We start from the raw sequence: 26,582 nt of genomic DNA, 5'->3' as shown, positions 1-26,582 counted from the left end.
CAACCAATATCGACGACGTACGAGCTCATGAATCCGAACCCTGCCAAGCCCCGCTCCACCACGCGCAACGGCGTCTATCGCTGGGTGCGACAGATCCATCTGTGGGTGGGTGCGTGGGGCGCGCTCGCCGCCGTGCTGTTCGGCCTGACCGGCCTGTTCCTCGCCAATCGCATGGGCGACAGCGCATGGCCGCAGGGCAAGTCGCGCGAGACCGGTACGTTGACGATCGAAGTGCCGGCCGATGCGCGTGCGAACCCGAAGGCGCTCGCGAACTGGCTGCGCAGCGCGTACCAGCTCGACGCGACGAGCGTGCGCGGTGGTCGACCGGAAGGCGGTCGCGTCGAAGGGCGCGACGTGAAGCAACCGGCGAAGTGGTCACTGTCGGGCGGCAGCGCGCGCCATTCGTGGTCGTTCGACTACGTGCCGGGCAACCTCACTGCGGAACTCAAGCGCAGCGAGCAGTCGCCGCTGGCCGCCCTGCTCCGGCTGCACAAGGGCGTCAGCGGTGGTCTGTTCTGGCGCGTGCTCCAGACCAGCTTCGCGATCGGCATGGTGCTGCTCGGGCTGTCGGGCATCTGGCTGTGGGCACGCGGCCGCACGCCGAAGGACATGGTGTTCAGCGTGATGGGCATGGCGACGCTGGTGTTCGTCGCCGCATTGGGCCTCGCGCTGGCGTAAGCGCAGCGCGCTAGTCGCTTTCGAGCGACAAGCAGAGGCCGCCCCTCGCCGCGAGCGGCGACAACCGGATCAGCAATGCCTCGCCTGCGCCGTCGAGCACATGACGCAGGCGATCGTCAGCGGCCTGCAGGATGGCGGTGTCGCCCATCGCGAGATCCGGCAGACCGCTTTTATCGGCAAAACGCGCGTGACCGGCGAGCAGATGCACCACCCATGTCGAGCCGGGCTCGGCGAACACCACCATCGCGCCCACCAGCGGGCGTCGCCACAGCTCGGCGTCGTAGCGATCGCGCCGCCACATCAGATTGAAGTCATGCGTCGGGCCGTCGACGAGTTCGCCCTGAATGGCGCGCTCGCCGGCGAAACGGTGTCGCCCGTGCGGCGGCAGCACGTCGGCGACTTCGCCATCGTCGAAACGCAGCCGCACGCCTTCGCCTGACAACAGCACGAGCTCGCGGTCGATGCCGGGAAACGCAGAGAACGGACCGTCCGCGGTGATCTCGGCGATCGACAGGCGCCAGTCCCAATCGCCGCCGTCGCCGGACGGTTCGGCGTGGATCTCGCGGGTCCAGCCCGTGCCGTTGCGCCAGCGCGTGCGGACGTAGTCGTACGAAGGGATGACGCGGGACTGTGCGGACATGGCGCGTTCGTGCGATGGGCGAAGCCAGTATGCCGACGCGCCTCACTCCCACGAAACCGCCGACGGGCTTCCCTGCCCGCCGGCGGCGTACGTCCTTGTCGGGGTCCGTCCCCGGATGCCAGGCGTCCTTGCCTGCCGGCCGTCGTCCCTGCGACCGGTGCGGTACCTCAGCGCTGCAGGCTGGCGGCGCGCGGTGCGGCGTGGCCGGCGGTGGCCGGGCGCGCCGGCACGGCGCCGAGCACGATGCGGTCGCGGTTCTTCTCGATGGTCTTGAGGCCGATGCCCTTCACCAGCGCGAGCTGGTCGACGGTGCGGAACGGGCCATTGGTCTTGCGGTAGGCGACGATCTCCTGCGCCTTCGCCGGGCCGACGTTGACCAGCACGCGATCGAGCGTGGCGGCGTCGGCGGTGTTGATGTTGACGCGCTCCACCGCCGGGGCGGCCATGGCACGGGCCGGGGCAGCCGGAGTGGCGGCAATCGCGGCGCCCGTGAAGGCCAGCGAGAGGGCGAGGGTCTGGAGGAGGCGGGCGAGCTTCATGACGAGGTCCTTGTCGGTAAGTGGCCGTGCTGGCCGGTGAGGACAGTCTCCCGGTCCCGCCCGCTGCGTCCGATCGGTCGTCCACCCGTCCCGCGACGGGAAACTCCGTGCCGTCATGTAGGAAAAGTCCGAAACACCCGGGCGGTAGAATGGTCGACCGCTTTTCACCTCCCCCCGAGGCCTCCATGGACGCCCGCCGCGTCGAAGCATTCGTGTCGAAGAAGTGGGACGACGAGATCGTTCCGCAGCTGGTCGACTACATCCGCATCCCTTGCAAGTCGCCCATGTTCGACGCCGACTGGGTCGCCCACGGCTACATCGACCAGGCCATCGCGCTGATGGAGCGCTGGGCTTCGGCCCAGAAGATCGAGGGCATGACGCTCGAAGTCGTGCGCCTCGAAGGCCGCACGCCGCTGATCTACGTCGAAGTGCCCGCCGCGAACGGCGGCAGCAACGACGACTGCGTGCTGCTCTACGGCCACATGGACAAGCAGCCCGAGATGACGGGCTGGGACGACGACCTCGGCCCGTGGACGCCGGTCATCAAGGGCGACCGCCTGTATGGCCGCGGCGGTGCCGACGACGGCTACGCGATCTTCGGCTCGCTCACCGCGATCATGGCGCTGCGCGAGCAGGGGCTGCCGCATTCGCGCTGCGTGATCCTGATCGAAGCCTGCGAGGAATCCGGCAGCTACGACCTTCCCGCCTATGTCGACCACCTCGCGCCGCGCATCGGCAAGCCGTCGCTGGTGGTCTGCCTCGATTCGGGCTGCGGCAACTACGAGCAGCTCTGGTGCACGACGTCGCTGCGCGGCCTCGCCGGCGGCAACCTCACCGTGCGCGTGCTCAGCGAAGGCGTCCATTCGGGCGACGCGTCGGGCATCGTGCCGTCGAGCTTCCGCATCCTGCGCGACCTGCTGTCGCGCATCGAAGACGAAGACTCGGGCCGCATCACCATCGAAGGCATGCATGTCGAAGTGCCGGCCGAGCGCCTCGCGCAGGCGAAGGAAGCCGCGCGCGTGCTCGACACGGCGGTGTTCGACAAGTTCCCGTTCCTCGACGGCATGACGCCGATGGCGGACGACCTGACGGAACTCGTGCTCAACCGCACGTGGCGCCCCGCGCTGTCGGTGACGGGCGCGGACGGCTTGCCGCCGTTGTCGTCGGCCGGCAACGTGCTGCGTCCGTTCACCGCGGTGAAGCTGTCGCTGCGCCTGCCGCCCACGCTCGACGGCAAGCGCGCGGGCGAGCTGCTCGAAAAGGCGCTGACGGAGAATCCGCCGTACGGGGCGCACGTCACGCTCGAACTCGAGAAGGCGAGCACGGGCTGGAACGCACCGGCGATGTTGTCATGGCTGCACGGTGCGATCGACGGCGCGAGCCGCGAATTCTTCGGCCAGCCCGCGATGTACATGGGCGAAGGCGGCAGCATTCCGTTCATGGGCATGCTCGGCGAGAAGTTCCCGGGCGCGCAGTTCATGATCACCGGCGTGCTGGGCCCGCACAGCAACGCGCACGGCCCGAACGAATTCCTGCACATCCCGATGGGCAAGCGCGTCACCGCCTGCGTGTCGAACGTGCTGCACCAGCATCACCTGGCCTCGCAGCGCGGCGAGACCACGGGCGTCGCCGCGGTTGCCGGCGGCCAAGAACGCGGTAACCACGGCTGCTGCTGACGTTGGATTCGATGCGTGGCTGACGAACGGCGGGCCTGCGAAGGTCCGCCGTTCGCGTTTTCGACATCCCGCGAACGGACGCTGCCGGACGATGGCGACTCCTGACGGAGGCATCGCCATGTTCCACGGCTTCTTCGGTTACCTGATCGGCGGCGCGATCATCGGCGTGCTCGCGCGCCTGTTGAAGCCGGGCCCGGACCCGATGGGTCTGATCATGACGATCCTGATCGGCGCAGGCGGCGCGGCCATCGGCGGCTATTTCGTCCGCACCGGCTTTCTCGCGTGGGTGGCCGCGATCGTCAGCGCGATCGTGCTGATCGCCATCTACCAGCGGATCACGCGACGCACGCCGCCGCGCGATCAGCCGATGCGTTGATCAGCCGCAGGCTTGCGATCAACGCAGCAGCGCGTCGACCACGCGTGCGGCCAGCGTCTCCGCCGACTCGCCCACGGTATCGAGCACGAGCTCTGCGTTCTCGGGGACCTCGTACGGCGAATCGATGCCGGTGAAGTTCGGGATCTTGCCGGCGCGCGCCTTGGCGTAGAGGCCTTTCACGTCGCGCGACTCGGCGACGTCGAGCGGCGTGTCGACGAAGACCTCGAGGAATTCGCCGTCGTCGAACAGCTCGCGTGCGAGGCGACGCTCGGAGCGGAACGGCGAAATGAAACTGACCAGCACGATGAGGCCGGCGTCGGTCATCAGCTTCGCGACCTCGGCGACGCGACGGATGTTCTCGACGCGGTCTTCCGCGGTGAAGCCCAGATCCTTGTTGAGGCCGTGGCGCACGTTGTCGCCGTCGAGGATGTAGGTGTGCAGGCCCATCGCGGCGAGCCGCTTCTCGACCAGGTTCGCGATCGTCGACTTGCCCGAACCCGACAGGCCCGTGAACCACACGCAGCGCGGCGTCTGGCCCTTGAGCCGCGCCCTCGCCTGCTTGTCGATGTCGACGTGCTGCCAGTGGATATTCGCGGCGCGGCGCAAGGCGAAGTCGATCGTGCCGGCGGCGACCGTCGCGTTCGTCTGACGGTCGATCAGGATGAACGCGCCGAGCTCGCGGCTGTCGCGATACGCCTCGAAGGGCACCGGCGTGTCGAGGTAGAGGTTGCAGTAGCCCACCTCGTTCATCTCGAGATGCTTGGCGGCCAGCGCGTCCTGCGTATTCACGTCGATCTTGTGCTTGATCTCGGTAACGCTGGCGCCGACCTCGCGGGCGCCGATCTTCAGCCAGTAGGGACGACCCGGCAGCAGCGGCTGCGCATCGAGCCACAGCACATGGGCGGCGAACTGGTCGCTGACTTCGGCGGGATCGTGCGCATCCGCGATCACGTCGCCGCGGCTGACGTCGAGCTCGTCGGCGAGCGTGAGCGTGATCGCCTGGCCGCGCGTGGCGACGTCGAGATCGCCGTCGGCGGTGACGAGGCGCGCGACCTTCGAGCGACGGCCCGACGGCAGCGCCACGATCTCGTCACCGGGGCGGATCGCTCCCGCCGCCACGGTACCCGCGAAACCGCGGAAATCCTGGTTGGGGCGATTGACCCACTGCACCGGCAGGCGGAAGCCGAGATCGCTGGCTGGCGCGTCGACCGGCACGGTTTCGAGGAATTCCAGCAGCGTCGCGCCGCGATACCACGGCGTGTTCTGCGACCGCGCGATCAGGTTGTCACCTTCCAGCGCCGACAACGGCACGGCGGTAACGTTCTCGATACCGAGCGATGTCGCCAATTCGCGGTATTCGGAATCGATCGCGTCGAACGTCGCCCGGTCGTAGCCGACGAGGTCCATCTTGTTCACCGCCAGCAGCACGTGGCGGATGCCGAGCAGCGAGCAGATGTAGCTGTGGCGACGCGTCTGGGTCAACAGGCCTTTGCGTGCGTCGACGAGGACGACCGCGGCATCCGCCGTCGATGCGCCCGTCGCCATGTTGCGCGTGTACTGCTCATGGCCCGGGCAGTCGGCGACGATGAACTTGCGTGTCGCCGTGCTGAAGAAGCGGTAGGCGACGTCGATGGTGATGCCCTGCTCGCGCTCGGCCTCGAGCCCGTCGAGCAACAGCGCGTAGTCGATGCGCTCGCCCTGCGTCCCGTGGCGGCGACTGTCCTTCTCGAGCGCACTGAGCTGGTCTTCGAACAGGCCGCGCGTGTCGTGCAGCAGGCGACCGATCAGCGTGCTCTTGCCGTCATCCACGCTGCCGCAGGTGATGAAACGCAGCAGGCCACGGGATTCGTGATCGGCGAGGTAGGCGGCGACCGTCGCGGTCGCGTCGTCGAGGCGCGTCATCAGAAATAGCCCTCGCGCTTCTTCTTCTCCATCGATGCCGACGGATCGTAGTCGATCACGCGGCCCTGGCGTTCGGACGTGGTGGCAACGAGCATCTCGGCGATGATCTTTTCGAGCGTGTCCGCGTCGGAATCGATCGCGCCGGTGAGCGGATAGCAGCCGAGCGTGCGGAACCGGACGCGACGGTTCTGCACCGCCTCACCGTCGCGCAGGGGCAGACGCTCGTCGTCCACCATCAGCAGCGCGCCCTCGCGCTCGACGATCGGGCGCTCCGCCGCGAAGTACAGCGACGGCACCGGGATCTTCTCGCGGTAGATGTAGAGCCAGATGTCGAGCTCGGTCCAGTTCGACAGGGGGAACACGCGCACGGATTCGCCTGACTGGATGCGCGTGTTGTAGAGATTCCACAGCTCGGGACGCTGGTTCTTCGGGTCCCACGCATGCTGGCGGTTGCGGAACGAGAACACGCGCTCCTTGGCGCGCGACTTCTCCTCGTCGCGGCGCGCACCGCCGATCGCAGCGTCGAAGCGGTACTTGTCCAGCGCCTGCTTCAGCGCCTGCGTCTTCATGACGTCGGTGTGTACCGTCGCGCCATGCGAGATCGGGCCGACGCCCTGCGCGAGCCCGTCGGGATTGGTGTGCACGCGCAGGTCGACACCGGTTTCGGCGGCGCGACGATCGCGGAACTCGATCATCTCGCGGAACTTCCACGTCGTATCGACGTGCAGCAGCGGGATCGGCGGGCGGGCCGGATGGAACGCCTTGAGCAGCAGGTGCAGCAGCACCGAACTGTCCTTGCCGACCGAATACAGCATCACCGGATTGCGGAAGCCGGCCGCCACCTCGCGCAGGATGTGCAGGCTTTCGGCCTCGAGGCGATCGAGATGGCTGAGGGACGGCAACGGCATCGGCGGTACTGCGTGGCGACGGACCCGCCGATTATGGCGGTTCGGGGCGATGTCGAGGCCGGGCACGGGCGTCAGGCGGGTCACGTCGATGAATCGCGATTCGGGGCGTCAGTGTCGGCGGCAAGCGGGGGCGCCGGAAGTTCGCGCCGGGCATGAGGACATGACGGCCCGTCCTTTCCGCGCGGAGCGTTGCGGCGCGACCCTGCGCCTCCCGACGCCACCTGCCGCGCCATGTCCGCCGTTCCCCTCCCCGCCCCACTGCCCGACGGACGCGTCGACCTGCTCGACCGCCTGACGGACGGGCTCGGGCGCGACGCGTTGTGGTGGCTGTCGGGCTACGCCGCGGCGCTGGCCCGTGCGCAGGATGCGGGGGTCGCGCGCCTGCCGCAGGCCGCGGCGGCAGCGGCAGCGGCACCGCCCCTTACCGTCGTATACGGCAGCCAGACCGGGAACGCGCGTCGCACTGCCGAGCGCGTGGCTGCGCGACTGGGCGAAGTCGGTCTCGATGTGCGCCTGCTCAACGCGGCCGACTATCCACTGCGTGAGCTGAAGACCGAGGCGCTTCTGGTCGTCGTGATCAGCACGCAGGGCGACGGGGACCCGCCCGACGATTCGCGTGCGTTCGTGGACCACCTACTCGGCTCGCGTGCGCCTCGACTGGAGCACCTCCGCTTCGGCGTGCTTGGCCTCGGCGATTCGAGCTATCCGCAGTTCTGCGCGATCGGGCGTGTGCTCGATGCGCGTCTAGAAGCGCTGGGCGCACGTCGCTGGATCGCGCGCGGCGATGCGGACCTCGACATCGACGACGTCGCCACACCATGGCTCGACGCGGCGCATGCCGCGGCGCGTGAACTCGCGCCGATGCCCGCGCTCGCAACCGTCACGCCGATCCGTGCGAATGCGTCACCGGCGGTGCATCGCGATGCGCCGTTCGCGGCGCCGGTCCTCGCCGTGCAACGCATCACCGGACGCGGCGCCCTGCGCGACGTCCGCCACGTCGAGCTGTCGCTGGAAGGCTCCGGCCTGACGTACGAACCCGGCGACGCACTGGGCGTGTGGCCCGTGAATCCCCCGGCGCTGGTCGACGAGATCATCGAAACGCTCTCACTCGACGGCGATGTCGCGGTCGAAGCGAAAGGGCGGACGCTGCCGCTGCGCGACTGGCTACTGCGCGAACGCGAAGTCACGCGACTGTCGCGACCGGTGGTCGCGCGACACGCCGAGCGCGCGCGATCGCCCGAACTCGACGCGCTGCTGCAAGACGGCCGCGAGCGCGACCTTGCACGGCTGCTCGACTCGACCCAGCTGGTCGACCTCCTGCACGCCCATCGCGGTGCGTGGTCGGCAGCCGACCTGGTGGCGGCGCTGCGACCGCTGACACCGCGTCTGTATTCGATCGCGTCATCGCAACTCGAAGTCGGTGACGAGGCGCATCTCACCGTCGCGCACGTCGAGTACGCCGCCCGTGACCGCACGCGCTGGGGCGCTGCGTCGCACTTGCTCACAAGCCTGCAACCGGGCGACACCGCCCGCGCGTTCGTCGAACGCAACGAGCGCTTCCGGTTGCCGAAAGACGGTTCGCGCGACGTACTGATGATCGGCCCGGGTACCGGCGTCGCTCCGTTTCGTGGCTTCGTCCAGCACCGCATCCAGACCCGTGCGACAGGTCGTAACTGGCTCGTGTTCGGCGCGCCGCACGCGCGCAGCGAATTCCTCTACCAGCTCGAATGGCAGCAGGCGCTGAAGCGTGGCGGACTGCACCGGCTGGATGTCGCGTTCTCGCGCGACCAGCGCGACAAGGTCTACGTGCAGCACCGCCTGCCCGAACACGGACGCGAGGTCTACGCCTGGCTCGAAGGCGGCGCGCATCTGTACATCTGCGGCGCTGTTGCGATGTCGAAGGACGTGCACGCGACGCTGGTCGACATCGTGGCGAGCCACGGCGGCCGCAGCGTGGAAGACGCCGCCGGCTGGCTCGACGCCCTGCTCGCCGAAGGCCGCTACGCGCGGGACGTGTACTGATGCCCGCTTCCATCACACATCTCCGAATGCGCTGTCGACGCTGACACACCGCGCCGCCTCGAGACCGCCTACGGAGCTCCGCCATGACCGCTCATTCGGTCGAAGACATCAAGAAGAACAGCCGTGCACTGCGCGGCACATTGCTCGACAGCCTCGCCGACCCGATAACTGGCGCGATCGCCGACGACGACCAGACGCTGATCAAGTACCACGGCAGCTATCAGCAGGACGATCGCGACCTGCGCGAAGAGCGCCGCCAGCAGAAGCTCGAGCCCGCCTACCAGTTCATGATCCGCACGCGCACGCCGGGCGGCGTGATCACGCCGTCGCAGTGGTTGAAGCTCGACGCGATCGCATCGACCTACGCCGAGCGCGGGCTTCGTATCACCACGCGACAGGCGATCCAGTTCCACGGCGTCGTGAAGCGCGAACTCAAGGCGACGATGCAGGCGATCAATGCGGCGCTGGTCGACACGCTCGCCGCCTGCGGCGACGTCAATCGCAACGTGGCGATCGCGGCGAATCCGTTGCAGTCCGACGTGCACGCCACCGTCTATGCAACGGCCGCCGCGCTGTCCGACCACCTGCTGCCCAACACGCGCGCCTACCACGAGATCTGGCTGGACGAGGAACGCATCGCCGGCACGCCGGAACAAGACCCGATCTACGGGGAAGCCTATCTGCCGCGCAAGTTCAAGATCGGGTTCGCGATGCCGCCGACCAATGACGTGGATGTGTTCGCCCAGGACCTCGGCTTCATCGCGGTGATCGAGGGCGGTCGCCTCGCCGGCTACAACGTGGCCGTCGGCGGTGGCATGGGTGCAACGCATGGCGATCCGGAGACGTATCCACGCATCGCCGACGTGATCGGCTTCGTCGCGCCGCACGACGTTATCGCGACAGCGGTGGCGGTGGTGACCACGCAGCGCGACTGGGGCAATCGCGCGCAGCGCAAACGCGCACGACTCAAGTACACGATCGACGATCGTGGTCTCGATGCGCTCAAGGCGGAGGTCGAACGTCGTGCCGGCTTCGCGCTGGCGCCGGCACGCAGCTTCCGTTTCGACCACAACGGCGACCGTTTCGGCTGGGTCGACGGCCATGACGGACGTGCGCATCTGACCCTTCGCATCCTGTCGGGTCGCCTCCAGGACGGCACTGACGGCGCGCTGCAGACCGGCGTGCGCGAGATCGCCCAGCTCCTTCAGGACATCGACGGCGCCCAGCTGCGCCTCACGCCAAACCAGAACCTGGTCGTCGCCAACGTCGACGCCGCGCATCGCGCGCAGGTGGACGCACTGGTCGCCGCGCACGGACTCGACACCCACGCACGCGCGACGCCATCGCGCCTTGCCGCCATCGCCTGTGTCGCACTGCCGACCTGCGGGCTGGCGATGGCGGAGGCCGAGCGCTACCTGCCCTCGTTCATCGACACCTTCGAAGCGCTGCTCGATCGCCACGGCCTGTGCGACGCGCCGATCCACCTGCGCATCAGCGGCTGCCCCAACGGGTGCTCGCGCCCCTATCTCGGCGAAGTCGCGCTCGTGGGCAAAGCGCCGGGCCGATACGCGCTGCGGCTGGGCGCGGACCATCGCGGCCAGCGGCTCAACACGACATATCGGGAGAACGTGGACCAAACCGGCATCGTCGAAGCGCTAGATCCGCTGCTCGCACGCTACGCCGCCGAGCGCCTGCCCGCCGAACGCTTCGGTGATTTCCTCGTGCGCGCGCGCGTGATCGACCCGCCGCGCCCCATCGCGATCGCATTGCAGGAGGCGGCCGCGTGACCACGCCCGACGCACTCACTGCCGCCGAGTCCCCGCGCGCGCTCGCGGAACTCAACACGTGGCTTGCGACGCAGACTGCCGAGGCGCGCGTCGCCTGGGCGCTGGAAAACCTGTCGGGCGGCCATGCGCTGTCGTCGAGCTTCGGTGCACAGGCGGCGGTGAGCCTGCACCTCGCCACGGCACAGCGCCCCGACCTGCCGGTCATCCTCGTCGACACGGGCTATCTGTTCCCGGAGACGTACCGGTTCGTCGACGAAATGACGGAGCGACTTTCTCTCAACCTGCACGTCGTACGGCCGCAGATCGGCATCGCGTGGATGGAAGCGCGGTTCGGCCGCCTGTGGGAACAGGGCCTCGATGGGCTCGAACGCTACAACCGCCTGCGCAAGGTCGAGCCGATGCAACGTGCGCTGCGTGATCTCGGCGTGCGCTGCTGGATCGCCGGCCTTCGTCGCAGCCAGGCGCGTTCGCGCACGGACATCGACGTCCTCGAACTCCGCGACGGCCGCTGGAAGCTGCATCCGATCGCCGACTGGAGCGATCGCGACGTCTACGACTACCTCCGCAAGCACGAGCTGCCCTACCACCCGCTGTGGCACGAAGGCTATGTCTCGATCGGCGACGTGCACACCACGCGTCCGCTCGAAGCCGGCATGAGCGAAGAGGACACGCGCTTCTTTGGCCTCAAGCGCGAATGCGGCCTGCATGACGCGTGGGGGACCGAAGGCCGCGCGGCGTGACGCGCGTCAGTGCGACGAGGTGTCCAGCAAGGGTCGAATCTCGATCGCACCGCCGGCGCGGGCGCAGGGTGTGTCGGCGACGAGTCGCACGACTTCGTCGACGTCCTTCGCTTCGATGATCGAAAAGCCCGCCAGCGGCACGCGCGACATCGCGAACGGATGGGCGTCGGTCTTGGGCGTGCCATCCCATGCGGTCACCGTCGTGGCCTGTTCTTCAACCGCGGAGATGAACGCGCCGCGATCGCGGATGCGCTGGTCGGCCGCGAGCAGCGTGTTCTGCTCGGCGGGCGTGAGCTTCTTCCAGTCGGCACCACTGCCGTAAGCCAGGCACAGGAACTTCATGCGCGCGCCTCCTCGGGATGACGCCCGCAGAGTGCGCCCGCTGATGTTCGCGGCACGTCGCTAGGCGGCGATGGAGCCGCGCAGCGCGGCCCAGGCCGGTGGCGTCGGCCACTTCGGATCGTCGGTGCCGGCGACGGCACGGCGCAGATCCGTGCGATCGAGCTGCGGTGCGACCGCCGTGAGCAGCGACAGTGTGTAATCGCGCAGCACGCGTTCGCGCGGCAGGACGGCCCACGCGACACACTCGGGCACTTCAGCCGGCGCGGGCAGCGCGTGCAGCGTCTCGAGGTCGGTGTCGCCCACCGCCATCTCGGCGAGCAGGCCGACGCCGAGTCCGGCGCGCACGTACGTCTTGATGAGATCCGCATCACGCGCCGTCATCGAGATGCGCGGTTCCAGACCGCGCTGCGCGAACGCGCGACGCAACGACGAGTCCGCACGCACTGAAGACTCGTAGCTGACCAACGGAAACGCCGACAGCGCATCGAGCGACGGCACTCCGGACGACGACGCCAGCGCATGTTCGCGCGGCACGAGGACCACGCGCTTCCAGCGGAACAGCGGCACGGCGATGCCGCCGGCAGGCGTCTCGCCCGACGTGCTGATCACCGCGACATCCGCCTCGCCGCGCGCGAGCAGGTCGAGCACTTCGCCTTCGCCGCTCGGCTGCAGGTGCACGCTCATCTGCGGATACGCCTGCCGCACCTGCGCGATCGCACCCGGCAGCACGTGGCGCGCCTGCGTATGCGTGGTGGTGATGACGAGGCGGCCCTGCGCATCACCGCGGACATTGGCGGCGTAGGCGCGGATGTTCGCGGCTTCGGCGAGCAGGCGACGCGCATGCGCCAGCACCTGCTGGCCAGCGGGCGTGATCGAGTCGAGAGAACGTCCCTTGCGGGAGAACAGCAGGAAGCCGAGCTCGTCCTCGAGCTGCTTCAACTGCTTGGACAGCCCCGGCTGCGTGGCATGCACGCGCTCGGCGGCGACGGTGATGTTGAGGCCGGAATCGGCGATGGCGACGAGATAGCGGAGTTGGGCGAGGGTCATGGCGGCGGCGCGGACGGTCGGGGTCGGAGGACGGCGGACGGCAGTCGTACGGGGCGACACATGCGGCAGCAAAATCGTTTGGTCGTCATATCCATCTCTCGATCCGTATAGAGCGATGCCTACCCTAGTCGTCGCCCGGCCCTGTGTCCAGTCGCTCATGCCGGGCCGGCATGAGGGGGTGGCGACGCATCATTTCGCCGCGCCGCTCCCGCGCCCTACGGTGCCGTCATCCGCTCTCCGGAACGCCACCGTGTCCGCAACGCCCGGTTCCACGCCGCTGTTTCCCCTCTTCCTCGACCTCCGCGGCCGCCGGGTGCTGGTCGTGGGCGGGGGCCTCGTGGCGCGGCGGAAGATCGCAGCGCTGCTCGACGGCGGGGCGACGGTGCGGGTCGGCGCGCCGGAGCTCGTCGACACCGTGCAGGCCCTGGTCGACACCGGGCACGTCGAACACGTGCGCGGGACATTCGATGAGGCCTGGCTCGACGACGCCTGGCTCGTCGTTGCCGCGACGGACGATCGCAACGTCAATCGTGCCGTGGCCGACGCCGCGGAAGCACGCCGCATCTGGGCGAATGTGGTCGACGACGCGGAGCTCTCCAGCGTGCAGATGCCGGCGCGCGTCGAACGTGGCCCGCTGCAGGTCGCGATCTCCAGCGGCGGCGGCGCGCCGATGCTCGCGCGCCATCTGCGCGAGACCCTGGAAACGCAGCTCGACGAAAGCTGGTCGTCGCTGGCGACGCTGCTGACGCGCTATCGCCGCGTGATCCGCGCGCGCTTCGCCGACATCGCCGCACGCCGCGCGTTCTTCGAGCGCGTGATCGCAAGCGACATCGGCGACCTACTGCGTGCCGGCCGGGAGCGCGATGCACGCGAGCGCCTGCGCGCACTGCTCGCCGACACACCGACGCAGACCCGTGGCCGCGTCATCCTCGTCGGCGCCGGCCCGGGCGACGCCGGCCTGCTGACGCTGCGTGCCTTGCGCGTGCTGTCGCAGGCGGACGTCGTTCTGCATGACCACCTCGTTGGCGACGACGTGCTCGCCCGCGTACGTCGCGATGCAGAGTTCATCGACGTGGGCAAGCGCGCCGGCGGCGCGAACGCTACGTCCGCGCATCACGACACGCAGGCACGCATCCACGCGCTGATGCTCGAACACGCGCAGGCCGGCCGCACCGTCGTGCGATTGAAGGGCGGCGATCCGTTCGTGTTCGGACGCGGCGGCGAGGAACTCGAAGCGCTGGCCGCCCACGGCATCGACTTCGAAGTGGTGCCGGGCGTCACCGCTGCCCTCGCCTGCGCTGCCTATGCCGGCATCCCGCTGACGCACCGCGAGCACGCGCAATCGCTGCATTTCGTTACTGCGCACGCCAAGGACGACGGCAATGAGCCCGACTGGACTTCGCTCGCCAAGCCGCGACAGACGCTCGCGATCTACATGGGCGTGGCCAGCGCCAAACGCGTCTCCGCTCGGTTGGTCGCGCACGGCCTAGTCGCGTCCACACCGATCGCCATTGTGGAAAACGGCACCCAGCCGACGCAGCGGGTGGTGACGGGCACGCTCGCGACGCTGGGCGCGCTGGTCGACGCGCACGCCGTGCAGTCACCCGCGCTGCTGATCGTCGGCGAGGTGGCCGCGCTCGCCACCTCGCTGCACTGGTTCGGCGCACCGCCGCTGCAACGCGAACCCGCACTCCAGGCGGCCGCATGAGGCGATGTCGCCGCCATCGCCGGCACACGGCATTCGACCAGCGGCACGCCGCCTCGCCCGCGCTGGCGGCACGCTAGCCCTTCCCCCTGACCACCCGATCCCATGGCCCTCTACGACAGCATCCTCGACACCGTCGGCAGCACGCCGATCGTTCGCCTGCACCGCATCGCCCCCAAGAACGTCACGCTCTACGCCAAGGTGGAATCGTTCAACCCCGGCGGTTCGGTGAAGGACCGCCTCGCCCTCGCCATCGTGCTCGACGCCGAACAGCGCGGCCTGCTCAAGCCCGGCGACACCATCGTCGAAGCGACATCCGGCAACACGGGCATCGCGCTCGCGATGGTCGCGGCCGCACGCGGCTACAAGTTCGTCGCGGTGATGTCCGATTCGTTCTCGATCGAGCGCCGCAAGCTCATGCGTGTCTACGGCGCGAGGGTGATCCTGACGCCGGCCGCGGAACGCGGCACCGGCATGGTGCGCAAGGCGAAGGAACTTGCCGACAAGCACGGCTGGTTCCTGGCGCGCCAGTTCGAGAACGAGGCAAATCCCGCCTACCACCGCAACACCACAGGCCCGGAAATCCTGCGCGATTTCGCCGGCCAGCGGCTCGATTACTTCGTCACCGGCTGGGGCACGGGCGGCACCATGACCGGCGCCGGCCAGGTGCTCAAGCTCGCGCGTCCCGGCATCAAGGTGATCGCCGCGGAACCCGCGGGTGCCGCGCTGCTGTCGGGCGATCAATGGCAGCCGCACAAGATCCAGGGCTGGACGCCGGACTTCGTGCCCGAGGTGCTCGACCGCTCGATCGCCGACGACATCCTCAAGATCGACGACGTGCTCGCCCGCGACACCGCGCGCCGCCTCGCCGCGGAGGAAGGCATCTTCGTCGGCATCTCCGCGGGCGCGACGGCCGCTGCCGCACTGCGCGTCGCGGAGTCGGCACCCGAGGGTTCGGTGCTGCTGGCCATGCTTCCCGACACCGGCGAGCGCTACCTGTCGACCATCCTGTTCGAAGGCATCGCAGAGGGTTCGGACGACGACTGGCTGGCCGCGGGCGGCGATACCCGCCTGCCCTGATCGCCCGCTCCGCCCACGCAACGGCCGCTGCGACGAAGTCCGGCGGCCGTCGCGTTTTTCGGCGCCGCCATTCAATGCACCGCCCGCGCCCGCTACCCTGTCGGGCCGCGGCCGTCGCCGCGCGGAGATCGAATGACGTCCAGCAGCAACCCGGCGCGTGAACAGACGCGCCTCGACTGGGCCCGGTCCGCGACCGGCCACGGCCACATCGACCTGGTCGCCGCCTCGGCGGACGCCGGTTTCCGCAGCTACTGGCGCACCGTCGGCGAATCGCCGACGCGCATCGTCATGGATTCGCCGCCCGACAAGGAGGACGTGCGCCCCTGGCTCGCGCTGCGCGACGTGCTCGAAGCCGGCGGCGTGCGCGTTCCGCGCGTGCTCGCGCGCGACGTCGAGCACGGGTTCCTGCTGCTGGAGGATCTCGGCGCGCAGACTTACCTGCACGTCATCGCCGACACGAACGCCGACGAGCTCTTCGACGACGCGGTGACACAGCTGCTGAAAATCCAGGCGATCACGCCACCCGCCGACCTTCCGCACTACGACGAAGCACTGCTCACGCGCGAACTGCGCCTGTTCGACGAGTGGTTCCTCACGCGCCATCTCGGCCACGAACTCGACTGCGACGATCAGGAAAATCTCGACGCCGCCTATCGCGTGCTGATCGATGCCGCGCTCGCGCAGCCGAAGGTGCTGGTGCATCGCGACTTCATGCCGCGCAACCTGATGCCGACGGACGATCGCTACGGCCCCGCCGTGCTGGACTTCCAGGACGCCGTCGTCGGCCCCGTCGCGTACGACGCGCTCAGCCTGTTCAAGGACGCATTCCTGAGTTGGCCCGAGGCGCGCGTCGATGCGTGGCTGGTCGACTACCACCGCCGTGCGACGGAAGCCGGCCTGCCGGTGCCTGCCTTCGCGCGCTTTCGTCGCGACGCCGACCTGATCGGCGTGCAGCGCCACCTCAAGGTGCTCGGCATCTTCGCGCGCCTCAACCATCGCGATCACAAGCCGAAGTACCTCGAAGACGCGCCGCGCTTCGTCGCGTACCTCGACGGCGTGCTGCCGCGCTACCCGGAACTCGCGCCGCTCGCGCGCGTGATCGAGCGCCGCGTGCGCCCGCACTTCGCATGAAGGCGCTCGTCCTGGCCGCAGGCCTCGGCGAGCGCATGCGCCCGCTCACGCTCACCACGCCCAAGCCGTTGCTCGAAGCCGGCGGCAAACCGCTGATCGCGTGGCACCTCGAAAAGCTCGCCGCGATCGGCGTCGACGAGGTCATTGTCAACACCAGCTGGCTCGCCCCGAAGTTCGGGGAAACGCTCGGCGACGGCCGCCGCTTCGGCCTGCGCCTGCGCTACGTCTATGAAGGACCCACGCCGCTAGAAACCGGCGGCGGCATGTGGAACGCGCTGGCCGAGCTCGCGCCGGACGGTGCACCCTTCATCGCGGTCAATGGCGACATCTGGACCGACTACGACTTCACGAAGCTTCCTCGCGATCCAGACGGCCTCGCACACCTCGTGCTCGTCGACAACCCGGCACACAACGAAGGCGGCGACTTCGCGCTCGACGGTCCCCTCGTGCGCAGCGAAGGCGTGCCGCGCTACACGTTCTCCGGCATCGGCGTGTACCGCCGCGAGCTGTTCGACGGCTGGCGCGCGATCATCGGCGATGCGCCGGGCGCGAACGACACGCCGCCCCGTTTCAAGCTGGCACCGCTGCTGCGCGTGGCGATGCGCGAGGAAGACGTCACCGGCGAACACCACCACGGTGCATGGACCGACGTCGGCACGCCCGAACGCCTGCAGACCCTGGACGCCGCGCTGCGCGGGGGTTGAGCGTCAGGTCGCGAGCAGCGTCGTCAGCGACGTGTGCAGCTTCGGCGCGTCCGGATCGAGGAAGGCATCGACAGTCCGCGCGATCGCCGGCCATTCGCGGCCGTCGAACAGGCGTACGAACAGGAACAACGTATCGATGCTGCCATGGTCCACGCGCGGCGGCTCGATCCATCGTCCCGGCTCCTGCTCGCGCAGCACTTCGCCGGCATAGCTGCCGAACGCGTAGAGCGACTTGTTGATCGCCTCGAGCGGCGCACCGCCCTCGCGCCATTCGGCAAGCACGCGATCGACGTGCGCGAGCGAGCCGACCGAATAATCGAGACGGACGCCGTACATCGCCTGCATGTTGCGCACCGCGTCCTCGGCGTAGTCCCGGACGGTGGCGGGTGCGGGAGCGATATCGAGGCGCAGGGTCATGGCAGTCTCGCGGTCAGGAGTCGGGGCGCGCGTCCGGCTCGCGACCGAGCGTTTCGCGCAGGAATGGCACGGTGAGGCGGCGCTGCGCGGCAAGGGCCGCGCGATCAAGCTGGTCGAACAACTGCGTGAGACTGCCGAGGTCGCGTCCGACGCGGCGCATCAGCCAGTCCAGCGCAGCGTCGTCGACGCCGAGGCCGCGGCGCTGTGCGCGCTGTCGCAGGACGTCGCGCCGTCCGTCGTCGTCCAGCGGCGCCAAGGGAACGCCGATGCACTGGCCCAGCCGCGAACGCAGGTCCGGCAGCACGAGTGACAGCGCGTCGGGACGCGCCGTCGCCGTGTAGACGACGTTCGCGCCCTGCGATCGTGCACGGTTGTGGAAATCGAACAGCGCGACCTCGTCGTCGCGATGGCCAGCGATCGCGTCGAGGTCGTCGAGCGTCACCAGGTCCATCCCTTCGAACGCCTGGAGCGCATCGCGCAGTCGCCCGGCGGCACTCGTCAGCGAGAGATAGGCAGGACGTCGCTGTGCCGCCATCGCGCGCGCGCAGGCGCCGAGCAGCAGATGCGTCTTGCCGGCGCCGGTCGGGCCGCTGACGAACACCCAGTCGTTGGCCCCGCCCGACGCACACGCATCGAGCAAGGCGATCGCGCCGTCCGGCGCGCCTACGAACGTTTCGAGCCGCTGATCCGGCGGCGACCGCAGCGCCAGCGGCAGCTGCGGCACGTGACGCGGCGTCTCCATCAGCCGGGGCCGGACTCCGCGCCCGGCGACGATTCGACGATCACGATCGGCGACGGCTCGGCGCCGTAGAGGCGGCTCGCGCGATAGCGCTCCTGCGCATAGCGCAGCAACACGTTGACCACAGCCGCCAACGGCAGCGCCAGCAGCATGCCGAGGAAACCGAACAGTTGGCCCCCTGCGAGCACCGCGAAGATCACCGCCATCGGATGCAGGCCAATGCGGTTGCCGACGAACTTTGGCGTCAACCAGTAGCTTTCGAGAAGCTGGCCGACGACGAACACGATGAGCACACCGCCGAAATGCTGCCAGTCGCCGAACTGCACCAGCGCAGCGATGCCGCCGAACGTCAGCAGGCTCGCCGGCCCAACATAGGGCACGAACGTGAGCATGCCGGCGACCATGCCGATCAGGATGCCGAGGTCGAGCCCGACGATTTCCAGACCCACCGCATACATGACGCCGAGGATCAGCATCACCATGAACTGCCCGCGCAGGAAGCCGCCGAGCACCGCGTCGGACTCCTTCGCCAGGCGCGTGACGACCGGCAGGTGACGCGGCGGAATCAGCGAAGCGATGCGTGCGACCAGCGCATCCCAATCGCGCAGGAAGAAGAACGCGAGCACCGGCACCAGCACCGCGTTGACGAGAATGCCGATGAGCATCGAGCCCGAACGCGTCACGTAGCCGAGGACCGTCGCCGCGATGCCACTGGCGCTCTGCCAGTGCTCACGCACGAGATTGGTCAGGTAGCCGACGTCGAGATAGCGGTCGACGTCGATGCGCGTATGCGCTTCGACCCACGGCACCAGCGTGCTGCCGATCCATGCGCTGTACGTCGGCAGCGAATCGACCAGCGTCAGCACTTGGCGCTGCACGATCGGCAACGCCAGGAGCAGTACGAGCACGAAGATCAGCGTCATCACGCTGAAGACGATGCCGACCGCCGCACCGCGCGAGAGCCCACGCGCTTCGAGGCGGTCGACCACGGGATCGCCCAGCCAGCCCAGCAGCGCGGCGATCACGAACGGCGTGAGCACCGGCGCCAGCATGCCGAGCAACCACAACGCGGCAACGACGACCGCCGCCCACTGCAGGCGTCGCAGGAAACGTGCGATGTCCTCCAGCGGCGCGGCGTTGTCCATCAGCGGCGATCCGTCAACGCAGGTGGAACGTGGTGGTCGAGTCGTCGTCATCGCCGACGGGTTCGATCACGCCATCGCGCGCGGCGATGCGCGAGAAGCCCTGCACGCCGCTGACGAGTTCGAGTTCATAGACGAGCCCGTCCGCAGTGGCGCGCACCGGCGTCGCGCGCTTCACCACGGCCATCTTCTCGAGGTAGGCGGCCAGGCGGATGAAGTCGTCCGTGCTGTTCACGCCGGTGAAGGTGACCGTGTACGTGCCCGCCGGCCCGAGGGCCCGGCCGGGACGCGCGTACTTGCGGATGAGGGCGTCGGCTGCGACGTCCGCGCCGCCCGCCATCGCGCGGCGAGCGTCACGATCGTAGGTGGCGGTCTTGGCGAGCTGCTTGCCGTTGTCGAGGAACACCCACTCCGCCTGCCAGCCGCCGGAAACGGTGCGGTAGAGCTTGCCGATCAGCTGCATGGGCGGCGCGTACTTGGCCGAGGCGCGCGAGATCGCCGCGGCGTCACCGCGCCAGATCGAACCCACCAGCGCCTGCTCCGCCGCGTTGCCCGCCGGCAGGCCAAGTGCGTAACCACGCTGCTTGGCGCGATCGAGTACCGGACGCGCGGCGTTGGACTTGTCGAGGCCAACCAGGCGCGGGCCCGAGCCGTCGTCGATGGCGAGCCACAGCACCGGCTTCGGCCGCGGCTGCGGCCACATCGGCAGGCCCAGCGTCGCGATCATGTCGTCGACCTTCTTCGCGTCGTACTGCACGACGAGGGTCGTGTTGAACGAGGGCGCGCCGGTCGCACTGACCCCTTCGTCCTGACGGTAGTCGTAGTGGTCGACGTAGGTCTTCGCGTTGCGCAGTTCTTCACCGACGCCGGGGCGCTGGTTGACCGCGCGATCGCCGGTCATGCGCTGCAGGATCTGCAGCAGGCCGCGCGCGAAGCCGGTATTGCGCTGCGCATCCCCCTGGTTGGTGACGACGACTTCCGTCGCGTACGCGCCGGCGGCCTGGGCGCGGTCGCCTTCGACGCGCTGCGCGAAGGTCGCCGTGCTGAATGCGGCGAGGAACAGGAGAACGGTGAGAAGTCGATACGTGCGCGCCATCGCCGGGGGAGCTCGTGGACTGGCCGGACATGGTGCCGGACTGCCGGCGGGCCGTCCACGGCGGCCGGTCCGACCGGGCGCGGCTGGTAGAATCGCGGGCTTCCCCGACGCCTTCGAGACCACCGTGTCCCAGTCGAACGCCCCCGACCGTGCCCCGCTCACCTACCGCGAGGCGGGCGTCGACATCGACGCGGGCAACGAGCTCGTCGAGCGCATCAAGCCGCTGGTGAAGCGCAGTTTCCGCCCCGAGGTGATGGGCGGCCTAGGCGGCTTCGGCGCGCTGTTCGACCTGTCGGGCAAGTACAAGGAGCCGGTGCTGGTCTCCGGCACCGACGGCGTCGGCACCAAGCTCAAGTTGGCGCAGCAGCTCAATCGACACGACACCATCGGCATCGACCTGGTCGCCATGTGCGTGAACGACGTACTGGTGCAGGGTGCCGAGCCGCTGTTCTTCCTCGACTACTTCGCGACGGGCAAGCTCGACGTCGACACGACCGTCGCCGTCGTCGGTGGCATCGCCAAGGGCTGCGAACTCTCCGGCTGCGCGCTGATCGGCGGCGAGACGGCCGAGATGCCCGACATGTACGCGCCGGGCGAATACGACCTCGCCGGTTTCTGCGTCGCCGCGGTGGAGAAATCGAAGATCCTCGACGGCGCGAAGGTGCGCGAGGGCGACGCGCTGATCGGCATCGCCTCCAGCGGTCCGCATTCGAACGGCTATTCGCTGGTGCGGAAGATCTACGACCGCGCCGGCCGCCCCGCCGATCTCGACGTCGGCGGCGTGAAGCTGGTCGACGCACTGATGGCGCCGACGCAGCTGTACGTCAAGCCGATCCTGGAACTGCTCGGCAAGCACGACCTGCACGCGATGGCGCACATCACCGGCGGCGGCCTCACCGAGAACATCATCCGTGTGATCCCGGAAGGCCTCGGCCTCGACATCGACGCCAGCGCGATCGTGCTGCCGCCGGTGTTCGAGTGGCTCAAGCGCGAAGGCGCGGTCGCCGACGAGGAAATGTGGCGCACGTTCAACTGCGGCGTCGGCTTCGTGCTGGTCGTCGCACCGGGCGACGTGGGCGCGGTGTCGACCGACCTGCAGCGCCTCGGGTTGGCGCATCGCGAGATCGGCCGCGTCGTGCGCGCGGACGGCGAGCGCGTGCGCATCGGCTGATGATCGCGCCCCTGCGACTGGCGGTCCTCGCCTCCGGCCGCGGCAGCAATCTCCAGGCCATCCTCGATGCGATCGGCGACGGCGCGCTCGATGCGTCCGTCGTCGGTGTGTTCTCCGATCGCCGCAAGGCCATCGCGCTGGAACGCGCGCGCAACGCCGGCATTCCGGCGATCGCCGTCTCGCCAAAGTCCTTCGAAACACGCGACGCGTTCGACGCCGCGCTATTCGCCGAAGTCGCCGCCGTTCGGCCCGACCTCATCGTCTGCGCCGGCTACATGCGCCTGCTCGGCGTCGCCGAGGTCGAGGCCTGGCACGGCCGAATGATCAACATCCATCCGTCGCTGCTGCCGCGGCACAAGGGCCTGCACACGCATGCGCAGGCATTGGCCGACGGGGTCGCCGAACACGGTTGCAGCGTGCATTTCGTCACCGCCGAACTCGACGGCGGCCCGGTGATCGCGCAGGCAACCGTTCCGGTCCTGGAGAGTGACGATGTGGACGCGCTCGCCGCGCGTGTGCTCGATCGCGAACACCCGCTTCTGATCGCCACGCTGCAGCTGTTCAGCGCGCGTCGGCTTTGTCTCGACGGCACGTCCGTACAGTTCGATGGTCGCCCGCTGCGCGCCCCGTTGCGCCTCGCGGGCATGGACCTTCGGGAGATCGACGCATGAACCGCATCGCGACGCTCGCTTTCGGCTTCGCCCTGCTCGCAGCGAGCGCACCCGCCGCCGCCGTGCAGACCTTCCACGCGACCTACGACGTCTATCGCGGCGGCCACAACCTCGGCGTGGCCACGCTCGAGGTCGTGCCGTCGGGCGACCGCTGGCGCGTCGACCTGGTCATGGACGGCAAGGGGCTGATCGGCCTCGCGGGCCTGAACGCGCAGCAGAGCACCGTCTTCGACGAAGTGAACGGCACCTATCGCCCGCTTTCGCAGAGCACGCTGCGGAAGATGCTGTTCACACGCCGGCAGACTACCGGTGTCTACGATTGGACCTCGCAACGTGCGACTTGGACCGGGGACGTGAAGAAGACCCGCCAGGCGCCGGTGCCACTGCAACCCGGCGACATGAGCGGCCTGCTGATCAACCTCGCGGTGATCCGGGACGCCCAGCCGGGGCAGACGCTCCAGTACCGGTACGTCGACAGCGGTCGTGCGCGCCTCCAGCGCTACACGGTGGCGACGGATCCGGAAACGATGAGCGTCGGGGAATTGCAGTACAGCGCGTTGCGCGTCGACCGTGTGCAATCGGGTGACGAGCAGACCTCCATCTGGGTCGCGGAAGGCGTTCCGACGCCGATCCGCATCCTGCAGCGTGAAAACGGCGAGGACACGTACGACCTCCGCCTCATCGAATACAAGGGAGCCTGATCCGACATGACGAAGACGTTCCTCCGCGGCGCCGTACTGGCCGCCTCGCTCGCCCTCGCCGCGTTGCCCGCGTTCGCCGCACAGCCTTTCAACGCGGCCTACCAGGCGGACTACATGGGCATGAAGGCGACCGGTCGCATGGCGATCGAATCCGCCGGCAACGGCCAGTGGCGCTACACGCTGGAAATCCGCAACCAGCTCGCCGACCTCGTGCAGACCACGGTGTTCGACGAAGCCGACGGCGTGCTGCGCCCGCTCTCGGGCAGCGACAGCAACAAGCTGCTGATCAAGAAGTCGAACAAGAAGGCGACGTACGACTGGTCGAGAGGCGTCGCGACGTGGTCGGGTGACGTGAAGCCGGACCGTGCGGGCCCGATCAAGTTGCAGAAGGGTGATCTGGACGCGCTGCTCGTGAACATCGCGATCGCGCGCGACGCCGTGGCCGGCAAGCCGCTGCGTTATCGCCTGGTCGAGAATGGCAAGGCGCGCGATCTGACCTATTCGATCGCGGGCAAGGAGAACGTCACGGTCGGCGGCAAGTCGCAGCAGGCGACCAAGGTGGTCAGCACCTCGGGCGACAAGAAGGTCACGCTGTGGGTGGTGCCTGGCGTGCCGGTGCCGGTGCGCATCATGCAGGTCAACGGCGGCGACACGATCGATCTGCGCATCGCGCAGTAATCGCGCCGAACGCGCAAAGAAAAAAGCCCCGCTTCGGCGGGGCTTTTTCGTGGCCGGAGTTCGCTCAGCGGATGCGCGAAATCTTCGCACCCAGACCGGACAACTTCTGCTCGATGTTCTCGTAGCCGCGATCGAGGTGGTAGATGCGGTCGATCGTCGTCGCTCCGTCGGCGACGAGGCCGGCAAGGATCAGCGACGCGGACGCACGCAGGTCCGTCGCCATCACCGGCGCGCCGCTCAGGCGTGCGACGCCACGCACCACCGCGGTATGCCCGTCGACGTGGATGTCCGCGCCGAGGCGCAGCAGCTCGTTGACGTGCATGAAGCGGTTTTCGAAGATCGTTTCGTTGATCACCGCGACGCCGTCGGCAATGCAGTTGAGCGCCATGAATTGCGCCTGCATGTCGGTCGGGAAGCCGGGGTGCGGCATCGTCGTGATGTTCACCGGCTTGGGGCGACGCCCCTTCATGTCGATGGTGATGCGGTCGCCATCGCAGTCCAGCTCGGCGCCGGCTTCCTTGAGCTTGTCGAGCACGGCATCCATCGTGTCGGGACGCGCATGCGTGAGCGTGACGCGACCGCCGGTCATCGCCGCGGCGACGAGGAACGTGCCGGCCTCGATGCGATCGGCGACGACGGTGTGTTCGCCGCCGTGCAGGCGCTCCACACCTTCGACCACGATGCGGCCCGTGCCCGCGCCCGTGATGTTCGCGCCCATCGCGACCAGGCAGTCCGCGAGATCGATGATCTCCGGCTCCATCGCCGCGTTCTCGATCACGGTGCGGCCTTCGGCGAGCACCGCGGCCATCAGCACGTTCTCGGTCGCACCGACGCTCACGATGTCGAACACATGGCGGGCGCCGACGAGCTTGTCCGCGCGCGCCTTGATGAAGCCGTTCTCGACGGTGATCTGCGCGCCGAGCGCCTGCAGGCCCTTGATGTGCAGGTCAACCGGACGCGAGCCGATCGCGCAGCCACCGGGCAGCGACACCTCGGCGTGGCCGTATTTCGCCAGCAACGGCCCGAGCACCAGCACGGACGCGCGCATCGTCTTGACGAGCTCGTACGGGGCGACCTGGCTGTGCACCGTGGTCGGGTCGACGGTGACGACGCCGGGGCCGCCGTCGCCCACGCGCGCGCCGAGTTCGGCGAGCAGCCGCGTCGTCGTATGCACATCGTGCAGGTGCGGCACGTTGTGCAGGGTGACCGGACCGTCGGCGAGCAGCGTCGCGCAGAGGATCGGCAGGACGGCGTTCTTGGCGCCGGAAATACGGACTTCGCCGTTCAGCGGCGTGCCGCCTTCGACAACGATCTTCTGCATGGAGAGGGTCTGGAAGAGGTGGGAGGCTCAGCCGGCGGCGCCGGCTTCCTCGGGGTCACGGTCTTGAGCTGCAACGCGTGGATCTCGCCGCCCATGCGGTCGCCCAGCGTCGCGTAGACCATGCGGTGGCGGGCCAGCGGGAGCTTGCCGCGGAAGGCGTCGCTGACGACGGTGGCCTCGAAGTGGACGCCGTCGTCGCCCCGGACGTCGGCGCGCGCGCCGGGCAGGCCCTGCTCGATGAGTTGGCGGATGGTTTCGGGATTCACGGAATGCCTTGGAAACGGCGGGGAGAGGGTGCCACGGGCGTGGACCGGCCGGACCGCTTAAACTGGGCGACTTAGCCTAGCGGAAAGCCCCCCTGTCCGAAATGGCGGATCCCATCGCGCCGGCGCACGGCGACATCGATTTCCCGGCCAGCGGCCGCCGCGTCTTTGCCGTCGAGGCCGAGGCGCTGGCTGCTGTTTCCGCGCGCCTGGACGGCGGCTTCGCCGAAGCCTGCCGCCTGGTGCTGCAAGCCCGCGGCCGCGTGGTCTGCATCGGCATGGGCAAGTCGGGCCACATCGCGCGCAAGATCGCCGCGACGCTGGCCTCGACCGGTACGCCCGCGTTCTTCGTGCATCCGGGTGAAGCCGCGCACGGCGACCTCGGCATGATCACCGACGCCGATGTCGTGCTCGCCCTTTCTTACTCCGGCGAGAGCGACGAGATCCTCACGCTGATGCCGGTGCTCAAGCGCCAGGGCAACCTGGTGATCGCGATGACGGGCCGCCCGGCGTCGACGATGGCGCGCGAAGCCGACGTGCACCTCGACGTGTCCGTTCCCGCCGAAGCCTGCCCGCTGCATCTCGCGCCGACCTCCAGCACCACCGCCTCCCTCGCGATGGGCGACGCACTCGCCGTCGCGCTGCTCGAGGCGCGCGGCTTCACCGCCGACGACTTCGCACGCTCGCATCCCGCCGGTGCGCTGGGCCGCCGTCTGCTACTGCACATCGCCGACGTCATGCACGCAGGCGACGACCTGCCCGTCGTTCGCCCCAGCGCGTCCGTCAGCGAAGCGCTGGTCGAGATGAGCCGCAAGCGCCTAGGTCTCACCGCGGTTGCGGATGAGACGGGCCGCCTGCTCGGCGTGTTCACCGACGGCGACCTGCGCCGCACACTCGACGACACACAGCTCGACCTGCGCAGCGCGACGATCGAACAGGTGATGACGCGCCAGCCGCGCACGATCGGTGCCGATGTCCTCGCCGTCGAAGCCGCGCACGTCATGGAGCAGCACAAGATCAACGGCCTGCTGGTGGTGGACGGTGAGGGACGCGTCGTCGGCGCTCTCAACATTCACGACCTGTTGCGCGCCCGGGTGGTTTAAGGG

Annotated in this window: 26 protein-coding genes and 1 pseudogene; 15 read left to right on the top strand and 12 right to left on the bottom strand. The window is 68.8% G+C overall.

Annotation, left to right across the window (positions count from 1 at the left end; translation table 11 throughout):
• Positions 1-27 precede the first annotated feature (27 nt).
• Positions 28-678 (top strand): PepSY-associated TM helix domain-containing protein, encoded by a 651-nt coding sequence (locus tag DWG18_RS03340; protein WP_115645400.1) that lies wholly within the window; start codon positions 28-30, stop codon positions 676-678.
• Positions 679-688: 10 nt separating this feature from the next.
• On the opposite strand, the gene DWG18_RS03335 is transcribed toward DWG18_RS03340, so the two are convergent.
• On the bottom strand, positions 689-1,318 hold the full coding sequence (locus DWG18_RS03335) for a HutD family protein (RefSeq protein ID WP_115645398.1): 630 nt from the start codon (positions 1,316-1,318) through the stop codon (positions 689-691).
• Between the two features lie 167 nt (positions 1,319-1,485).
• Entirely contained in the window at positions 1,486-1,764 is a 279-nt protein-coding gene (locus DWG18_RS03330; RefSeq protein WP_240318632.1) for a ComEA family DNA-binding protein, read from the bottom strand.
• Between the two features lie 278 nt (positions 1,765-2,042).
• Here DWG18_RS03330 and DWG18_RS03325 point away from each other — a divergent pair, with 278 nt between their 5' ends.
• Positions 2,043-3,533 (top strand): M20 family metallopeptidase, encoded by a 1,491-nt coding sequence (locus tag DWG18_RS03325; RefSeq protein WP_115645394.1) that lies wholly within the window; start codon positions 2,043-2,045, stop codon positions 3,531-3,533.
• A gap of 118 nt (positions 3,534-3,651) precedes the next feature.
• Positions 3,652-3,909, top strand: coding sequence for a GlsB/YeaQ/YmgE family stress response membrane protein (locus tag DWG18_RS03320; RefSeq protein WP_115645392.1), 258 nt, complete (start codon positions 3,652-3,654; stop codon positions 3,907-3,909).
• Between the two features lie 18 nt (positions 3,910-3,927).
• On the opposite strand, the gene cysN is transcribed toward DWG18_RS03320, so the two are convergent.
• The gene (gene cysN / locus DWG18_RS03315; RefSeq protein ID WP_115645390.1) at positions 3,928-5,811 is read right to left on the bottom strand and encodes a sulfate adenylyltransferase subunit CysN; all 1,884 of its coding nucleotides are present in this window, start codon (positions 5,809-5,811) and stop codon (positions 3,928-3,930) included.
• On the bottom strand, positions 5,811-6,719 hold the full coding sequence (gene cysD, locus DWG18_RS03310; RefSeq protein ID WP_115645388.1) for a sulfate adenylyltransferase subunit CysD: 909 nt from the start codon (positions 6,717-6,719) through the stop codon (positions 5,811-5,813). Before cysD ends, cysN begins: the two co-directional genes overlap by 1 nt.
• 231 nt (positions 6,720-6,950) lie before the next feature.
• Here cysD and DWG18_RS03305 point away from each other — a divergent pair, with 231 nt between their 5' ends.
• The 3 genes from DWG18_RS03305 to DWG18_RS03295 all read left to right on the top strand — a co-directional run bounded on the left by DWG18_RS03305 (position 6,951) and on the right by DWG18_RS03295 (position 11,268).
• Positions 6,951-8,741 (top strand): assimilatory sulfite reductase (NADPH) flavoprotein subunit, encoded by a 1,791-nt coding sequence (locus DWG18_RS03305; RefSeq protein ID WP_115645386.1) that lies wholly within the window; start codon positions 6,951-6,953, stop codon positions 8,739-8,741.
• Between the two features lie 83 nt (positions 8,742-8,824).
• Entirely contained in the window at positions 8,825-10,528 is a 1,704-nt protein-coding gene (cysI, locus tag DWG18_RS03300; protein WP_115645384.1) for an assimilatory sulfite reductase (NADPH) hemoprotein subunit, read from the top strand.
• Positions 10,525-11,268 carry a phosphoadenylyl-sulfate reductase gene (locus tag DWG18_RS03295; RefSeq protein WP_115645382.1) on the top strand — a complete coding sequence of 248 codons (744 nt, stop codon included), beginning with the start codon at positions 10,525-10,527 and terminating at the stop codon, positions 11,266-11,268. The genes cysI and DWG18_RS03295 overlap by 4 nt, the downstream gene beginning before the upstream one ends.
• Before the next feature lie 6 nt (positions 11,269-11,274).
• On the opposite strand, the gene DWG18_RS03290 is transcribed toward DWG18_RS03295, so the two are convergent.
• Positions 11,275-11,610 (bottom strand): YciI family protein, encoded by a 336-nt coding sequence (locus DWG18_RS03290; RefSeq protein WP_115645380.1) that lies wholly within the window; start codon positions 11,608-11,610, stop codon positions 11,275-11,277.
• A gap of 60 nt (positions 11,611-11,670) precedes the next feature.
• Complete coding sequence (locus DWG18_RS03285; RefSeq protein ID WP_115645378.1) at positions 11,671-12,657, bottom strand: LysR family transcriptional regulator; 987 nt, start codon at positions 12,655-12,657, stop codon at positions 11,671-11,673.
• 250 nt (positions 12,658-12,907) lie between these two features.
• Here DWG18_RS03285 and cysG point away from each other — a divergent pair, with 250 nt between their 5' ends.
• The 4 genes from cysG to murU all read left to right on the top strand — a co-directional run bounded on the left by cysG (position 12,908) and on the right by murU (position 17,277).
• The gene (gene cysG / locus DWG18_RS03280; RefSeq protein WP_240318589.1) at positions 12,908-14,365 is read left to right on the top strand and encodes a siroheme synthase CysG; all 1,458 of its coding nucleotides are present in this window, start codon (positions 12,908-12,910) and stop codon (positions 14,363-14,365) included.
• Between the two features lie 102 nt (positions 14,366-14,467).
• Entirely contained in the window at positions 14,468-15,442 is a 975-nt protein-coding gene (gene cysK / locus DWG18_RS03275; protein WP_115645374.1) for a cysteine synthase A, read from the top strand.
• Positions 15,443-15,574: 132 nt separating this feature from the next.
• A complete protein-coding gene (locus DWG18_RS03270; RefSeq protein ID WP_115645372.1) occupies positions 15,575-16,573 on the top strand; it encodes a phosphotransferase in 999 nt (332 codons plus the stop codon).
• Positions 16,570-17,277, top strand: a complete 708-nt coding sequence (murU, locus tag DWG18_RS03265) for an N-acetylmuramate alpha-1-phosphate uridylyltransferase MurU (protein WP_115645370.1) — start codon at positions 16,570-16,572, stop codon at positions 17,275-17,277. The genes DWG18_RS03270 and murU overlap by 4 nt, the downstream gene beginning before the upstream one ends.
• A 3-nt stretch (positions 17,278-17,280) precedes the next feature.
• On the opposite strand, the gene DWG18_RS03260 is transcribed toward murU, so the two are convergent.
• The 4 genes from DWG18_RS03260 to DWG18_RS03245 are packed head-to-tail and all read right to left on the bottom strand — an operon-like array spanning position 17,281 to position 20,671.
• Positions 17,281-17,694: a hypothetical protein gene (locus tag DWG18_RS03260; protein WP_115645368.1), complete on the bottom strand. Its 414-nt coding sequence runs from the start codon at positions 17,692-17,694 to the stop codon at positions 17,281-17,283.
• 13 nt (positions 17,695-17,707) lie between these two features.
• A complete protein-coding gene (gene hda, locus DWG18_RS03255; RefSeq protein ID WP_115645366.1) occupies positions 17,708-18,436 on the bottom strand; it encodes a DnaA regulatory inactivator Hda in 729 nt (242 codons plus the stop codon).
• On the bottom strand, positions 18,436-19,578 hold the full coding sequence (locus tag DWG18_RS03250; protein WP_115645364.1) for an AI-2E family transporter: 1,143 nt from the start codon (positions 19,576-19,578) through the stop codon (positions 18,436-18,438). The genes hda and DWG18_RS03250 overlap by 1 nt, the downstream gene beginning before the upstream one ends.
• Positions 19,579-19,591: 13 nt before the next feature.
• Positions 19,592-20,671 carry a DUF2066 domain-containing protein gene (locus tag DWG18_RS03245; protein ID WP_115645362.1) on the bottom strand — a complete coding sequence of 360 codons (1,080 nt, stop codon included), beginning with the start codon at positions 20,669-20,671 and terminating at the stop codon, positions 19,592-19,594.
• A gap of 124 nt (positions 20,672-20,795) precedes the next feature.
• Between DWG18_RS03245 and purM the strand changes: the two genes are divergently transcribed.
• From purM to DWG18_RS03225, 4 genes are read left to right on the top strand one after another with little or no spacing between them, the layout of a single operon-like run.
• Positions 20,796-21,842, top strand: coding sequence for a phosphoribosylformylglycinamidine cyclo-ligase (gene purM, locus DWG18_RS03240; RefSeq protein ID WP_115645360.1), 1,047 nt, complete (start codon positions 20,796-20,798; stop codon positions 21,840-21,842).
• Positions 21,842-22,513: a phosphoribosylglycinamide formyltransferase gene (purN, locus tag DWG18_RS03235; RefSeq protein WP_115645358.1), complete on the top strand. Its 672-nt coding sequence runs from the start codon at positions 21,842-21,844 to the stop codon at positions 22,511-22,513. Before purM ends, purN begins: the two co-directional genes overlap by 1 nt.
• Positions 22,510-23,214, top strand: a complete 705-nt coding sequence (locus tag DWG18_RS03230; RefSeq protein ID WP_115645356.1) for a DUF3108 domain-containing protein — start codon at positions 22,510-22,512, stop codon at positions 23,212-23,214. The genes purN and DWG18_RS03230 overlap by 4 nt, the downstream gene beginning before the upstream one ends.
• 6 nt (positions 23,215-23,220) lie before the next feature.
• On the top strand, positions 23,221-23,892 hold the full coding sequence (locus DWG18_RS03225) for a DUF3108 domain-containing protein (protein WP_115645354.1): 672 nt from the start codon (positions 23,221-23,223) through the stop codon (positions 23,890-23,892).
• Between the two features lie 64 nt (positions 23,893-23,956).
• Here the strand turns inward: DWG18_RS03225 and murA are convergent, their stop codons facing one another.
• Together murA and DWG18_RS03215 are read right to left on the bottom strand one after the other, a co-directional pair.
• Positions 23,957-25,213 (bottom strand): UDP-N-acetylglucosamine 1-carboxyvinyltransferase, encoded by a 1,257-nt coding sequence (murA, locus tag DWG18_RS03220; protein ID WP_115645352.1) that lies wholly within the window; start codon positions 25,211-25,213, stop codon positions 23,957-23,959.
• 50 nt (positions 25,214-25,263) lie between these two features.
• Positions 25,264-25,479: pseudogene (locus DWG18_RS03215) on the bottom strand (BolA family protein); the annotation flags it as partial.
• Between the two features lie 101 nt (positions 25,480-25,580).
• On the opposite strand from DWG18_RS03215, the gene DWG18_RS03210 reads away from it, so the two are divergent.
• Positions 25,581-26,579 carry a KpsF/GutQ family sugar-phosphate isomerase gene (locus tag DWG18_RS03210; RefSeq protein ID WP_115645348.1) on the top strand — a complete coding sequence of 333 codons (999 nt, stop codon included), beginning with the start codon at positions 25,581-25,583 and terminating at the stop codon, positions 26,577-26,579.
• Positions 26,580-26,582 lie beyond the last annotated feature (3 nt).

The sequence above is a fragment of the Lysobacter sp. TY2-98 genome, from assembly GCF_003367355.1.
GTDB lineage: Bacteria > Pseudomonadota > Gammaproteobacteria > Xanthomonadales > Xanthomonadaceae > Cognatilysobacter.
Note: the sequence above shows the minus strand (reverse complement) of the source record. Positions and strands in the feature narration are given on the sequence as shown.